We start from the raw sequence: 13,120 nt of genomic DNA on the forward strand, positions 1-13,120 counted from the left end.
CCGCGCCAACCAAAACGCCGGCCGGATGGGCGGCGTTCTGGTTTCTCCACGGCCCTCAGGCCGGCTTGGCGCCCATCAGCCCGAGAATCAGCAACAGCACCAGCAGGATCAGTCCGGCATAGCCGGCGGCGAAGCGCAGCAACCGGGCGGGCGCCGGCGTCTCGCCCAGGGCCTGCCAGGCACTCAGCTGCCCGTTCAGCAACAGGCCGCCGATCACTAGCAAGGCGAACAGCAGGCTACTGGCCAGCAACCAGGTCTGCCCCAGCGGCCAGCTCGCCAGATCGACCAGCCACCAGCCGCTGACCGGCAGGCTCAGGGCCAGCAGCCCGAGCAGCGGCAGGCTGATCGAGCGGGTACGCGCGAGCTTGCGCTGCAGCACCTGGGCATCGCCGTCGCGCGCCGCCTTCCACAGCATCAGCACGTGGGCCAGCACCCCGAGCAGCAGCAGGATGCCAGGCAGGCTGTGGGCCAGTTTCAGCAGTTGATAGTGTTCCATTCAGCCTTCCTGCCGGCGCGCCGGCTCATCCGAGAAACAGCTTGTAGGCCGGATTGTCGCTCTCGTCCCAGTAGGGGTAGCCGATCTCGTCCAGCGCCGCCGGCACCAGGTGGCGCTCGGCCTGGGGGACCTGCAGGCCGGCGACCACCCGGCCGTCGGCCGCGCCGTGGTTGCGGTAGTGGAACATCGAGATGTTCCAGCGCCCGCCGAGGCGCTGCAGGAAGTTGAACAGCGCCCCGGGCCGCTCGGGAAACTCGAAACGCAGCACCACCTCGTCGCTGACCCGCGCGGCATGGCCGCCGACCATGTGGCGGATGTGCAGCTTGGCCAGTTCGTTGTCGGTCAGGTCGACCACCGGGAAGCCCTGCTCGCGCAGGCTCGCCACCAGCGCCGCGCGCGGGTCGGTCTCCGGGTGAGTCTGCACGCCGACGAAGATGTGCGCCTCCCTGTCGGTGTGGTAGCGGTAGTTGAACTCAGTGATCTGGCGCTTGCCGATCGCCTCACAGAATGCCTTGAAGCTGCCCGGCTGCTCGGGAATGGTCACAGCAATGATCGCCTCGCGCTTCTCGCCCAGCTCGGCGCGCTCGGCGACATGGCGCAGGCGGTCGAAGTTGACGTTGGCCCCCGAGTCGATGCCCACCAGCACCTGGTCGCGGCAGCCCTCGCGCTCGACATAGCGCTTGATCCCGGCCACGGCCAGGGCGCCGGCCGGCTCGGTGATCGAGCGGGTGTCGTCGTAGATGTCCTTGATCGCCGCGCAGATCTCGTCGGTGCTGACGGTGATCACCTCGTCGACGTGGTCCTTGCAGATGGCGAAGGTGTGCTCGCCGATCTGCGCCACCGCCACGCCGTCGGCGAACAGCCCGACCTGCGGCAGCACCACGCGCTCGCCGGCGGCCATGGCGGCCTGCAGGCAATTGGAATCGTCCGGCTCGACGCCGATGATCCTGACCTCGGGGCGCAGGTATTTGACGTAGGCGGCGATGCCGGCGATCAGCCCGCCGCCGCCCACCGGGACGAAGATGGCATCCAGCTGGCCCGGGTGCTGGCGGAGGATCTCCATGGCCACCGTGCCCTGGCCGGCGATGGTGTGCGGATCGTCGTAGGGGTGGATATAGATGTAGCCCTTCTCCTCCACCAGCTTGAGCGAATAGGCCAGCGCCTCGGGGAAGCTGTCCCCGTGCAGCACCACCTTGCCGCCACGCGAGCGCACGCCGTTGACCTTGATTTCCGGGGTGGTCTTGGGCATCACGATGGTCGCCTTGACCCCCAGCACCTTGGCCGCCAGGGCCAGGCCCTGGGCGTGGTTGCCGGCCGAGGCGGTGACCACGCCGCGGGCCTGTTCCTCGGCCGACAGCTGGGCCAACTTGTTGTAGGCGCCGCGAATCTTGAAGGAGAACACCGGCTGCAGGTCTTCGCGCTTGAGCAGAATCTGGTTGCCCAGACGCTCGGAGAGCTGGTTGGCGGCTTGCAGGGGGGTTTCCACCGCGACGTCGTAGACGCGCGAGGTGAGGATCTTCTTGACGTACTGTTCGAGCATGGCGATATCGCAGGCGGTTGCGCTAGGGGACCCCGGAGTCTACCCCAGGCCCGCGCCGAGCGACCATACGAATGGCGGGGTTTTGCCGGCGCAAACGGCTATAATTCGCGCCTCCCGACTTCAATCAGGCGCAGAAACCGCGATGACCCAGGATCAACTGAAACAGGCAGTCGCCCAGGCCGCCGTCGACTTCATCCTCCCCAAGCTCGACGCCAAGAGCGTCGTCGGGGTCGGCACCGGCTCCACCGCCAACTGCTTCATCGACGCCCTGGCCAAGCACCGGATGGAGTTTGATGGCGCCGTGGCCAGCTCGGAAGCCACCGCCGCGCGCCTCAAGGGCCACGGCATCCCGGTGTACGAGCTGAACGCGGTCAGTGACCTGGAGTTCTACGTCGACGGCGCCGACGAGAGCGACGAGCACCTCAACCTGATCAAGGGCGGCGGCGCCGCGCTGACCCGCGAGAAGATCGTCGCCGCGGTGGCCAAGACCTTCATCTGCATCGCCGATGCCAGCAAGCTGGTAGCGGTGCTCGGCGCCTTCCCGCTGCCGGTCGAGGTAATCCCCATGGCGCGCAGCCACGTCGCCCGCCAACTGGTCAAGCTGGGCGGCGACCCGGTGTACCGCGAAGGGGTGGTGACCGACAACGGCAACCAGATCCTCGACGTGCACAACCTGTCGATCGTCAACCCGAGCGAGCTGGAAGCGCAGATCAACAACATCGTCGGCGTGGTCACCAACGGCCTGTTCGCCGCACGCCCGGCCGACCTGCTGCTGCTGGGCACCGTCGAAGGGGTCAGGCGCCTCACCCGCTGAGCGCCGTCGCCGAGCACTGACTGAGCGGCGAGCTAGGCTCCGGCCCGGCGCTTGAACACGTACAGCAGGTTCGGCTCGCCGACTATGTAGATATTGCCGTCCGCGTCCATGGTCACGCCTTCGGCCTGCTCGATACCCTCGAGCAAGCCGTTGCGCCCGCCGGCCAGGCTGATGAAGCTGACCGGCTCGCCGTCCTCATCCAACTCCAGCAACAGGCGCGACTCGTCGGAGAGCACCAGGGAGTGGCCGGTGCGCACGTCGTGGGTCAGGGAGGAGATGTCGCGCACGAAGAGGTTGCCCATCGGCAGGGGCTGAAGGGTGCCCGGCGCGCCATCCTCGCCGGGAAACGGCAGGCTGAACAGGCCCATCGGACCGCGCTCCTTGCCGAGCAGCACGCGCTGCCGGCGCGAGTCCCAGGCGATGCCCTCAAAGCCCTTGTTGCCGGCGTCGGCGAAGCCCAGGTCGAAGGCCGGGTAATTGCGCGCATCGATGCTCTGCGCATCGTCGGCCAGGTGGAAGCTGGTCAGGGTGTGGCGGCGCTCGTCGATGATCGCCAGGCGTCCGTCCGCCACCAGTTCGACGCCCTCTGGATCGGCGAAGCCCTCGAGACGGATGCGCCGCAGCACCTCGCCATCCAACGATAGCTCGACCAGCTGCGGGTGCTTGCCGGTGACGGTGAACAGGGTGTCGCGGCCCGGGTGGTAGGTCAGTCCGGAGGTCTCGTCATCCTCCAGGCCGGCCAGCGGTTTGCCGCGCAGTACCGCTCGATAGTCGGGCAGCCAGATGCTTGCCTGGCGCTCGACGAGGCTGAAGCCCTGCTCCTTGATCCAGAAATAGGCGCGTTTGTGCCATTGCAGGTAGTCGAGCGCCAGCGCCAGCAGCAGGAGCAGGGACAACAGCGCCAACCGACGCGGACGCAGCAGGGGGGACGGCAATACAGGCATCGGGTACTACTCGGGAAAAGGACTCCCGTCAGACTAACGTCCTGGCGTTAAGGTTCGATTGCCGCGACGAAAGGCGCCCCGGGGCGCCCCGACCAGGCCCGGCGCCTTACAGCGCGCGACTGGCGAAGCGCGAGTGGCCGACCAGTTCCAGCGCCAGCTCGTCACCCTTGTGCAAGGGACCGACACCAACCGGCGTGCCGGTGAGGATGACATCGCCCGGCTGCAGACTGAAGTGACCGCAGATGTGCTGGATCAGCGGCAGTATGGGGTTGAGCATGTCGCGGCTGTTGCCGTCCTGGCGGATCTCGCCATTGATGCTCAGGCGGATGCCGATGTCCTCCAGCGCCTCGATGGCATCGCCCGGCACGAACGGCGCCAGCACGCAGGCGCCATCGAAGGACTTGGCGATTTCCCAGGGATAACCCTTTTCCTTCAGCTGGGCCTGCACGTCGCGCAGGGTCAGGTCCAGGCCCGGGGCAAAACCGGAAATCGCGTCGCGCACCTCTTCCGCATCGGGGCAACGCGACAGCGGCTTGCCGATCAGCACGGCGATCTCCGCCTCGTAATGCACCGCGCCACGGTCCTCGGGAATGCTGAAGCCGTCGTCCAGCGGCACCACGCAGCTGCCGGGCTTGATGAACAACAGCGGCTCGGTGGGCACCGGGTTGTTCAGTTCCCGCGCATGCTCGGCATAGTTGCGGCCGATGCACACCACCTTGCCCATGGGAAAGTGGATATGGGTGCCGTCGACATACTGGTGCTGGTAGCTCATGGGGACTCCTTGCGGCTAATGGTGGAAACGCTGCGCGGTTTTCCACCCTACAAAGCTGGGTCTGTTCAATGCTCAATCGCCCATGCTGGCCTGGCCGACATGGGCTGTCACTGCTACCAAAGGCGCAGGCGCGCCGGTCAGAGCGGGAAGATCTTGCCCGGGTTCATGATGCCGTTCGGGTCGAACACCGCCTTGATCGCCTTCATGTAGCCGATCTCCGCCGCGGAACGGCTGTAGCCCAGGTAGTCACGCTTGGTCATGCCGACGCCGTGCTCGGCGCTGATCGAGCCGCTGTACTTCTGCACCACCTCGAACACCCACTTGTTCACTGTCGCGCACTTGGCGAAGAACTCGTCCTTGCTCAGCGCGTCCGGCTTGAGGATGTTCAGGTGCAGGTTGCCGTCGCCGATATGGCCATACCAGAGCACTTCGAAGTCCGGGTAGTTGCTGTTGACCAGGTTGTCGATGTCGGCGAGGAAGGCCGGCACCTTCGACACGGTGACCGAGATGTCGTTCTTGTACGGGGTGAAGTGCGAGATGGTCTCGGAGATGTATTCGCGCAACTTCCACAGGTTCTGCAGCTGCTGATCGCTCTGGCTCATCACCCCGTCGAGCACCCAGCCCTGCTCGACGCAGTGCTCGAAGGTGGCCAGGGCCGCCTCGGCCACCTGCTCGGTGGTCGCCTCGAACTCCAGCAGGGCATAGAAGGGCGTGCGGGTCTCGAAGGGCGCCGGCACGTCGCCGCGATCGAGGATCTTGTCCAGGCAGCGGTCGGAGAAGAACTCGAAGGCGGTCAGGTCGAGCTTGCCCTGGAAGGCATGCAGCACCGGCATGATCGAGTCGAAGTCCGGGGTGCCGAGGACCATGGCGGTAAGGTTCTGCGGCGCACGATCCAGGCGCATGGTGGCTTCGACGACGAAACCGAGTGTGCCCTCCGCACCGATGAACAGCTGACGCAGGTCGTAGCCGGTGGCGTTCTTGATCAGGTCCTTGTTCAGCTCCAGCAGCTCGCCGGTGCCGGTGACGACCTTCAGACCGGCCACCCAGTTGCGGGTCATGCCGTAGCGAATCACCTTGATACCGCCGGCATTGGTGCCGATATTGCCGCCAATCTGACTGGAGCCTGCGGAGGCGAAGTCCACCGGATAGTACAGCCCCTTGTCTTCGGCGAAGTCCTGCAGCTGCTGGGTAATCACCCCCGGCTGGCAGACCACGGTGCGATCGAATTCGTTGAACTCGAGAATCTGGTTCATATAGTCGAAGGCCACCACCACCTCACCGTTGGCCGCCACCGCCGCCGCGGACAGCCCGGTGCGACCGCCGGACGGCACCAGGGCGACCTTGTGCTGGTTGGCCCAGCGCACGATGGCCTGGACCTGCTCGACGCTCTTGGGGAAGACGATGGCAGTGGGGTTGGGTGCGAAGTGCTTGGTCCAGTCCTTGCCGTAGGTGGCGAGGGAATCGGCATCGGTGAGCACCTTGCCGGGCTCGACCAGGGTCTTAAGTTCTTCGATCAGGGCAGCTGTGGTCATCAAGTGAACTCTCAAACGATTCATGGTCGCCCCGAGAACCATTCAGGTCGCAACCAAGCATGGAAAAAGGAGATCATGCTAGCATACGCACCCCGTGAATCGCGCCCCCGGCCCTTCCGCGGGCGCGATCAGCAACACAGCTGACGCTTCCCTGACACTATTTGTGGGACAACAGGTACTCCGATGAGCAAGACCTCTCTCGACAAGAGCAAGATCAAGTTCCTTCTCCTCGAAGGCGTCCACCAGAATGCCGTGGACACCTTGAAGGCCGCCGGCTACACCAACATCGAGTACCTCAAGGGCGCCCTGTCAGGCGACGAGCTGAAAGAGAAGATCGCCGAAGCCCACTTCATCGGCATCCGCTCGCGCACCCAGCTGACCGCTGAGGTGTTCGACTGCGCGAAGAAGCTGGTCGCCGTCGGCTGCTTCTGCATCGGCACCAACCAGGTCGACCTGGACGCCGCCCGCGAGCGCGGCATCGCGGTGTTCAACGCGCCCTACTCGAACACCCGCTCGGTGGCCGAACTGGTGCTGGCGCAGGCCATCCTGCTGCTGCGCGGCATTCCCGAGAAGAACGCCTCCTGCCACCGTGGCGGCTGGATCAAGAGTGCGGCCAACTCCTTCGAGATCCGCGGCAAGAAGCTCGGCATCATCGGCTACGGCTCGATCGGCACCCAGCTCTCGGTACTGGCCGAGGCCATGGGCATGCAGGTGTTCTTCTATGACGTGGTGACCAAGCTGCCACTGGGCAACGCCACGCAGATCGGCAACCTCTACGAACTGCTGGGCATGTGCGACATCGTCTCGCTGCACGTACCGGAACTGGCCTCCACCCAGTGGATGATCGGCGAGAAGGAAATCCGCGCCATGAAGAAGGGCGGCATCCTGATCAACGCCGCCCGTGGCACCGTGGTCGAGCTGGACAAGCTGGCCGAGGCGATCAAGGACGAGCACCTGATCGGCGCGGCCATCGACGTCTTCCCGGTCGAGCCCAAGTCCAACGACGAGGAATTCGAGAGCCCGCTGCGCGGCCTGGACCGGGTGATCCTGACCCCGCACATCGGCGGTTCCACCGCCGAGGCGCAGGCCAACATCGGCCTGGAAGTGGCGGAGAAGCTGGTCAAGTACAGCGACAACGGCACCTCGGTGTCCTCGGTCAACTTCCCCGAGGTGGCCCTGCCATCGCACCCGGGCAAGCACCGCCTGCTGCACATCCACGCCAACGTGCCGGGGGTGATGAGCGAGATCAACAAGGTGTTCGCCGACAACGGCATCAACATCTCCGGCCAGTTCCTGCAGACCAACGACAAGGTCGGCTACGTGGTGATCGACGTCGACGCCGAGTACTCCGACCTGGCCCTGGAGAAGCTCCAGCACGTGCACGGCACCATCCGCAGCCGCGTGCTGTTCTAAGCCCCGCCGGGCAACGAAGAAGGGAGGCCGTCGGCCTCCCTTCTTCATTCCACCGCGAATCCCGGCTCAGCGCTTTCCAGCCGGCGCAGCGCCGCTTCTGCTTCGGCCAGCTCCTCCTCGCTGAACACCTGCACCCCGGCCCGCCGCAACAGCGCCGCCGTGACCCCTTCGCCGGCGACCTTGCGGCCGCTGAAGCTGCCGTCGTAGTTCTCGCGGTTGCCACAAGAGGGGCTGCGTGCCTTGAGCACCGCCAGGCGGATCTGCTGGCGCTCGACCAGTGCCAGCGCCTGCTGCGCGCCGGCGAGAAAGGCGGCACTGAAGTCCTCGCCGTCCGCACTGCGCACCGGCAGCAGGCCGTCGAGCACCTGGGCGCCCTGGCCACCGGGGATTTCCGCCGGCGGCCGCGGCGTCGGCAAGCCACCGGCCACCTCGGGGCACAGGGCCACCACGCGCCCCTCGGCCTGCCAGCGCTCGAGCAGCCCGATGGGGCCGTGGGCGCCGCCGTCGTAGCGCACCGGATGGCCGAGCAGGCAACGGCTGACCAGCACCTTCTGCATATCCCCTCCCCTGCCGCGCTTCGGCGCAGCGCTCATGGCTGCAACGGGTCGGCGCCGCGACGGCGGAACCAACCGGTCAGCGACAGTCGCTCGCGGCTGGTCGGCAGCACCTCATGGAGCATCTCCGCCGACAGAAATGCCACTAGGCTGCCGGCCTGGGGGGCGATGTCGCGCGTCGAGCCATCGGCCAGATACAGGCGCAAGGCGCCGCCATGCTCGGGCTGCCAGTCCGGGTTGAGGTAGAGCACCACCGACACCGCACGGCGGTCGTCGTCGCGAAAGCGGTCCAGGTGCTTCTGGTAGAAGGCGCCCGGCGGGTACAACGCGAAGTGGCTCTCGTAGTCCTCGAGGCCGAGGAAGAGGCCGCGGTTGAGCGTCAGGCGCAGCTCGTCGAGCAGCGCCAGGTAGCGATCGCAGGCCGCCGACTGGCCGGGGTCCAGCCACTCGATGCGGTCGCCGCGAATGCCTTCGCGGACCTCCTGGGCCTTGCCGACGCCGGCGGGGGTCAAGGCGCCCCGGGCCGCGCGCCTGCGGCACTCTTCGGCCAACTCGAGGGTCAGAGCATTAGGCGCGAACAGCGGCTGCAACGACCAGCCCTGTTCGGCTAGGTCGTCGACGATGTTCGATAGGGGCAGGTCTTTGGCGTCGGTCGGCATGCCGGCGATTCTACAGCGTGGCAAGGCCGCGCGCCTCGACAAGCTTCGACTGGCCATTGAAAATAGCCGCCCGCTACACAGGAGTCTGTATGCGCGCCCTTTGCGTTGTCTTGTTGTTGATCTTCAGCCTGCCCAGCCTGGCCGACGTGCACCTGCAGCTGTACCAGGCCGCCGGCTGGCCACAGCAGCGCGCGCACTTCAACGACGCCCTGCGTGCCGCCCAGGAGCGCTACCGCCGCAGCCTGCCGCCGGCGGTCTACCAGGCCCTGGTGGAGAACAGCAACCGCCGCTTCGACCCGCGGGCCATCGACCAGCGTGCGCAATTCAGCCTGCGCCAGCAGCTGGCCGATCCGCTGCCGGCACTGCAGTTCTTCCAGTCGCCGCTGGGCCGCAAGATAGTCGCCGCCGAACTGCTCGCCACCAGCCGCGAGCAGCTGGCGCTGCACGCCGACGGCCTGCCGCGCAGCGAGGCCAGCGCCACCCGGCGCCTGCTGATCCGCCACCTGGCCCAGGCCCTGCCAGCCGAAGAGGCGGGTGCCGAGATCAGCCTGGCCCTGGCCGGCGTCGCCGCCGACAGCCTCAGCCAGATGCTGCCCGGCCTGCTCGGCGGCGGCGCGGCCCAGACCCTGCTCGATACCCAGCGTCAGCACCTTATCGAGCAGATTGGTGCCGACCTGGACAACACCCTGCTGCACGTCTACCGCGAGCTGTCCGATCCGGAGCTGGAGGAGTTCGTCAGTTTCGCCCAGTCGCCCGCGGGCCAGGCCTACTACCGCGCCGCCCTGACGGCGATCCGCTCCGGCCTGGCCGTGGGCCAGAGCAGCGCCGAGCTGGAGCCGGCGCCCCAGGGCATCTGAGCCTCAGGCCAGGCGCTCGCGGAGAAAGTCGAAATAGCGCTGGCGCAGCGCCGGCACCTCATTGGCCAGGTGATGGCGCGCCTCGGGCAGGCGCAGAATCTGCGGCGTGGCGAACTTGTCCTGCAGCACCTCGAGGTTGTGCTGCCAGTCCACCGTCATGTCCGCCTCGCCCTGGATGATCAGCGGGCTGTGGGCGCTGCGCGGCGCCGCCTCGATGCGCGGCACCCAGTCGCGCAGGGCAGCGAACCAGGCCGTCGGCAGGTTGCGCGGCTGCAGGGGGTCACGGTTCTGCACGAAGTCGATGAACGCGGGATCGCTGGAGTTCTCGCTGAAGCGCCGGGGTATCGCCTTGACGAAGGGGCTGAGCAGGCGATAGCTGAGCTGCGACCAGGTCCAGGCCCGCGGCCGCACCAGCGGCGCCAGGAGGATGCTCTGGCCGATCTCCGGCCGTGGCGCGCCGTTTAGCAGGTAGTCCAGCAGGATCGCGCCACCGGTGCTCTGCCCGCACAGGTGCCAGGGCTGCGGCAGGTCCAGCAGCGCCGCCTCCTCGAGCAAGCCGTGCAACACCTGCTGGTACTCGGCGAAGTCGTCGATGCTGGCCCGGGCGCCGCTGGACAGGCCGTGCCCCGGCAGGTCGCAGGCGAGCACCGCGAAGTTCATCTGCAGCGCCCAGTCGACCACATGGCGGTACAGCCCCATATGGTCGTAGTAGCCGTGCACCAGCAGCAGGGTCGCCTGCGGCTCGGGGGGCGCCCAGAGGTGCGCAGCGATCTGGTAGCCGGCGACGGAGAAGCCGCCCAGGCGACAGTCCAGACGCGCGTGGCGCTGCGCCAGATCGATGCCATAGAAGCTCCGATAGGCCTGCACCGCCGGCAACTCCAGCGTCGCCGCGGCCAGGGGGCGCAGCAAGGGACGCAGGTGCTCGGGATCGAAACGCTCTGGCATAAGGCTTTCCGTGGACTGGGTGGACATTGCGCTGGGCGCCATTGTGCCGCAGGCGCGCGCAGATGTTCAGCTGCAACGCGCGACATGGCAAGCTAGGCGCCCCTTCCGCGACCGCCATGCCATGTCCCGCCCCAGCCGCAAGACCCTGCTCGCCTGCCTGCTCACGCTGCTGCTGGTCGCCGCCCTGGCGCTGGCCCTTCGCTGGTTCGAGGAGCGCTACCTGCGCCCCTTCGACGAGCGCGCGGCGCTGTTCTCCGGCGCCGAACTGCGCCTGCCGGACCGCCTGGCCGGCCCCGGGCCGATTCGCCTGGTGCACTTCTGGGACCCCGCCTGCCCCTGCAATGTCGGCAACCAGCAGCACCTGAGCGAACTGATCGCCGAGTTCGCCCCGCGCGGCGTGGCCTTCTACGCGGTGCAGAAGCCCGGCAGCCAGGGCCGCCTGGCGGCCGGCCTGGACGACCTGCAGGCACTGACGACCCTGCCCGGCGCCGCTGGGATACCCGCCAGCCCGGCCGTGGCCATCTGGGACACCCACGGCCAGCTGGCCTATTTCGGCCCCTACAGCGAAGGCCTCACCTGCAACTCGAGCAACAGCTTCATCGAGCCGATCCTCGAAGCCCTGGCGGCAGGCCGGACGGTCGACGCCAGCAACACCCTGGCGCTGGGTTGCTTCTGCGACTGGGCGGAAACCGCCGCGCCGTGATCGCGGCAGAACAGCCGCCGCCACCCGGCAATAATCCACAGCACAAAAAAGGGGCCACCTGAGTGACCCCTTATCGTTGTGCCCAACCCCGCGCGATCAGACCACCGCAGGCTGCTGCGACGGGTCGCGGCGGCTGTCCGGACCGCGCTGCTGGCTGGCGCCGGTGGTTTCGTCCATGGCCTGCTGGATGGCGCGCTTGCGCCGCTCCTCGGCCCGGCGGGAGAGGAACCAGACCAGGAAGGTGACCAGCGACACCGCCAGCAGGATCAGGCTGGCCACGGCGTTGATCTCCGGCTTCACGCCCAGGCGCACGGCGGAGAAGATCTCCATCGGCAGGGTGGTGGAGCCGGGACCGGAGACGAAGCTGGCCAGCACCAGGTCGTCCAGCGACAGGGCGAAGGACATCATGCCGCCGGCCGCCAGGGACGGCGCGATCATCGGGATGGTGATCAGGAAGAACACCTTCCACGGCCGCGCCCCCAGGTCCATGGCCGCCTCCTCGATGGACAGGTCCAGCTCGCGCAGGCGCGAGGACACCACCACCGAGACGTAGGCGGTGCAGAAGGTGGTGTGGGCGATCCAGATGGTCAGCAGGCCGCGCTCGGCGGGCCAGCCGATCAGCTGGGCCATGGCCACGAACAGCAGCAGCAGCGACAGACCGGTGATCACCTCTGGCATCACCAGCGGCGCGGTGACCAGGCCGCCGAACATGGTGCGCCCCTTGAAGCGGGTCACCCGGGTCAGCACGAAGGCCGCCAGGGTGCCCAGGGCCACCGCGGCGATCGCCGTGTACAGGGCGATCTCCAGGGAACGCAGCACCGCGCTCATCAGCTGGGTGTTGTCGAGCAGGCCGACGTACCACTTCACCGACCAGCCGCCCCACACCGTGACCAGGCGCGAACCGTTGAACGAGTAGATCACCAGAATGACCATCGGCAGGTAGATGAACACCAGCCCGGCCCACAGCATCAGGGTGGAGAAACTTACGCGCTTCATGCCCTGCCCTCCATTTCCTTCGCCTGGTTACGGTTGAACAGGATGATCGGGATGATCAGGATCAGCAGCATCACCACCGCCAGGGCGGAGGCCACCGGCCAGTCGCGGTTGTTGAAGAACTCCTGCCACAGCACCTTGCCGATCATCAGGGTCTCCGGGCCGCCAAGCAGCTCGGGGATGACAAACTCGCCGACCACCGGGATGAACACCAGCATGCAGCCGGCGATGATGCCGTTCTTCGACAGCGGCACGGTGATCTTCCAGAAGCTGTTGAAGTTGCTCGAACCCAGGTCTGCCGCCGCCTCCAGCAGGCTCTGGTCGTGCTTGACCAGGTTGGCGTAGAGCGGCAGGACCATGAACGGCAGGTAGGAATAGACGATGCCGATGTACACCGCGACGTTGGTGTTGAGGATGCGCAGCGGCTCGTCGACCAGGCCCAGGTTCAGCAGCAGGCTGTTGAGCAGGCCGTTGCTGCTGAGGATGCCCATCCAGGCGTAGACGCGGATCAGGATCGCCGTCCAGGTCGGCATCATGATCAGCAGCAGGAACACCGTCTGCATCTCCCTCGGCGCGCGGGCGATGGCATAGGCCATCGGGTAGCCGATCAGCAGGCACAGCAGGGTGCTGATCAGGGCGATCTGCAGCGAGCCGAGGTAGGCCGACACGTACAGGTCGTCCTCGCTGAGGAAGATGTAGTTGCCCAGGTTGATCACCAGCGATAGCTGGTTGTCGGCCCAGGTGTAGATATCGGTATAGGGCGGGATGGCCAGTTCGGCTTCGGCAAAGCTGATCTTCAGCACGATGATGAAGGGCAGCAGGAAGAACAGGAACAGCCAGACGAACGGCACACCGATGACGAAGTGGCGACCCTTGGGCAGCCGGCGGCTAATGCTTC

Annotated in this window: 14 protein-coding genes; 4 read left to right on the plus strand and 10 right to left on the minus strand. The window is 66.9% G+C overall.

The window, feature by feature from the left end; genetic code table 11:
• Nucleotides 1-55: 55 nt before the first annotated feature.
• Together ACSX1D_RS20285 and ilvA are read right to left on the minus strand one after the other, a co-directional pair.
• Nucleotides 56-496, minus strand: coding sequence for a DUF2269 family protein (locus ACSX1D_RS20285; protein WP_439860169.1), 441 nt, complete (start codon nt 494-496; stop codon nt 56-58).
• A 25-nt stretch (nt 497-521) separates the two neighbouring features.
• Entirely contained in the window at nt 522-2,036 is a 1,515-nt protein-coding gene (ilvA, locus tag ACSX1D_RS20290) for a threonine ammonia-lyase, biosynthetic (RefSeq protein ID WP_208707377.1), read from the minus strand.
• Between the two features lie 142 nt (nt 2,037-2,178).
• On the opposite strand from ilvA, the gene rpiA reads away from it, so the two are divergent.
• A complete protein-coding gene (gene rpiA / locus ACSX1D_RS20295) occupies nt 2,179-2,850 on the plus strand; it encodes a ribose-5-phosphate isomerase RpiA (RefSeq protein ID WP_439860170.1) in 672 nt (223 codons plus the stop codon).
• A gap of 32 nt (nt 2,851-2,882) precedes the next feature.
• Here the strand turns inward: rpiA and ACSX1D_RS20300 are convergent, their stop codons facing one another.
• The 3 genes from ACSX1D_RS20300 to ACSX1D_RS20310 all read right to left on the minus strand — a co-directional run bounded on the left by ACSX1D_RS20300 (nt 2,883) and on the right by ACSX1D_RS20310 (nt 6,098).
• The gene (locus ACSX1D_RS20300) at nt 2,883-3,794 is read right to left on the minus strand and encodes an SdiA-regulated domain-containing protein (protein WP_439860171.1); all 912 of its coding nucleotides are present in this window, start codon (nt 3,792-3,794) and stop codon (nt 2,883-2,885) included.
• Nucleotides 3,795-3,900: 106 nt separating this feature from the next.
• Nucleotides 3,901-4,566 (minus strand): fumarylacetoacetate hydrolase family protein, encoded by a 666-nt coding sequence (locus ACSX1D_RS20305; RefSeq protein ID WP_439860172.1) that lies wholly within the window; start codon nt 4,564-4,566, stop codon nt 3,901-3,903.
• Nucleotides 4,567-4,703: 137 nt separating this feature from the next.
• Complete coding sequence (locus ACSX1D_RS20310; protein WP_439860173.1) at nt 4,704-6,098, minus strand: FAD-binding oxidoreductase; 1,395 nt, start codon at nt 6,096-6,098, stop codon at nt 4,704-4,706.
• A 183-nt stretch (nt 6,099-6,281) separates the two neighbouring features.
• On the opposite strand from ACSX1D_RS20310, the gene serA reads away from it, so the two are divergent.
• Complete coding sequence (gene serA, locus ACSX1D_RS20315) at nt 6,282-7,511, plus strand: phosphoglycerate dehydrogenase (protein WP_208707382.1); 1,230 nt, start codon at nt 6,282-6,284, stop codon at nt 7,509-7,511.
• Nucleotides 7,512-7,555: 44 nt separating this feature from the next.
• Here the strand turns inward: serA and ACSX1D_RS20320 are convergent, their stop codons facing one another.
• Both ACSX1D_RS20320 and ACSX1D_RS20325 read right to left on the minus strand, forming a co-directional pair.
• Nucleotides 7,556-8,068 (minus strand): DUF523 domain-containing protein, encoded by a 513-nt coding sequence (locus tag ACSX1D_RS20320; RefSeq protein WP_439860174.1) that lies wholly within the window; start codon nt 8,066-8,068, stop codon nt 7,556-7,558.
• A 32-nt stretch (nt 8,069-8,100) separates the two neighbouring features.
• Nucleotides 8,101-8,724, minus strand: a complete 624-nt coding sequence (locus tag ACSX1D_RS20325) for a 2OG-Fe(II) oxygenase (protein WP_439860175.1) — start codon at nt 8,722-8,724, stop codon at nt 8,101-8,103.
• Nucleotides 8,725-8,813: 89 nt separating this feature from the next.
• Between ACSX1D_RS20325 and ACSX1D_RS20330 the strand changes: the two genes are divergently transcribed.
• The gene (locus ACSX1D_RS20330) at nt 8,814-9,581 is read left to right on the plus strand and encodes a hypothetical protein (RefSeq protein ID WP_439860176.1); all 768 of its coding nucleotides are present in this window, start codon (nt 8,814-8,816) and stop codon (nt 9,579-9,581) included.
• A gap of 3 nt (nt 9,582-9,584) precedes the next feature.
• Here the strand turns inward: ACSX1D_RS20330 and ACSX1D_RS20335 are convergent, their stop codons facing one another.
• Entirely contained in the window at nt 9,585-10,526 is a 942-nt protein-coding gene (locus ACSX1D_RS20335; RefSeq protein WP_208707386.1) for an alpha/beta hydrolase, read from the minus strand.
• Nucleotides 10,527-10,647: 121 nt separating this feature from the next.
• On the opposite strand from ACSX1D_RS20335, the gene ACSX1D_RS20340 reads away from it, so the two are divergent.
• Nucleotides 10,648-11,229 (plus strand): DUF6436 domain-containing protein, encoded by a 582-nt coding sequence (locus tag ACSX1D_RS20340; protein ID WP_439860177.1) that lies wholly within the window; start codon nt 10,648-10,650, stop codon nt 11,227-11,229.
• A gap of 96 nt (nt 11,230-11,325) precedes the next feature.
• Here ACSX1D_RS20340 and ACSX1D_RS20345 read toward each other — a convergent pair whose 3' ends face one another.
• Together ACSX1D_RS20345 and ACSX1D_RS20350 are read right to left on the minus strand one after the other, a co-directional pair.
• Nucleotides 11,326-12,225: an ABC transporter permease subunit gene (locus tag ACSX1D_RS20345; protein ID WP_439860178.1), complete on the minus strand. Its 900-nt coding sequence runs from the start codon at nt 12,223-12,225 to the stop codon at nt 11,326-11,328.
• Nucleotides 12,222-13,103: an ABC transporter permease subunit gene (locus ACSX1D_RS20350; RefSeq protein WP_439862375.1), complete on the minus strand. Its 882-nt coding sequence runs from the start codon at nt 13,101-13,103 to the stop codon at nt 12,222-12,224. The genes ACSX1D_RS20345 and ACSX1D_RS20350 overlap by 4 nt, the downstream gene beginning before the upstream one ends.
• Nucleotides 13,104-13,120 lie beyond the last annotated feature (17 nt).

The sequence above is a fragment of the Pseudomonas sp. MBLB4136 genome (assembly GCF_051904765.1).
GTDB lineage: Bacteria > Pseudomonadota > Gammaproteobacteria > Pseudomonadales > Pseudomonadaceae > Aquipseudomonas.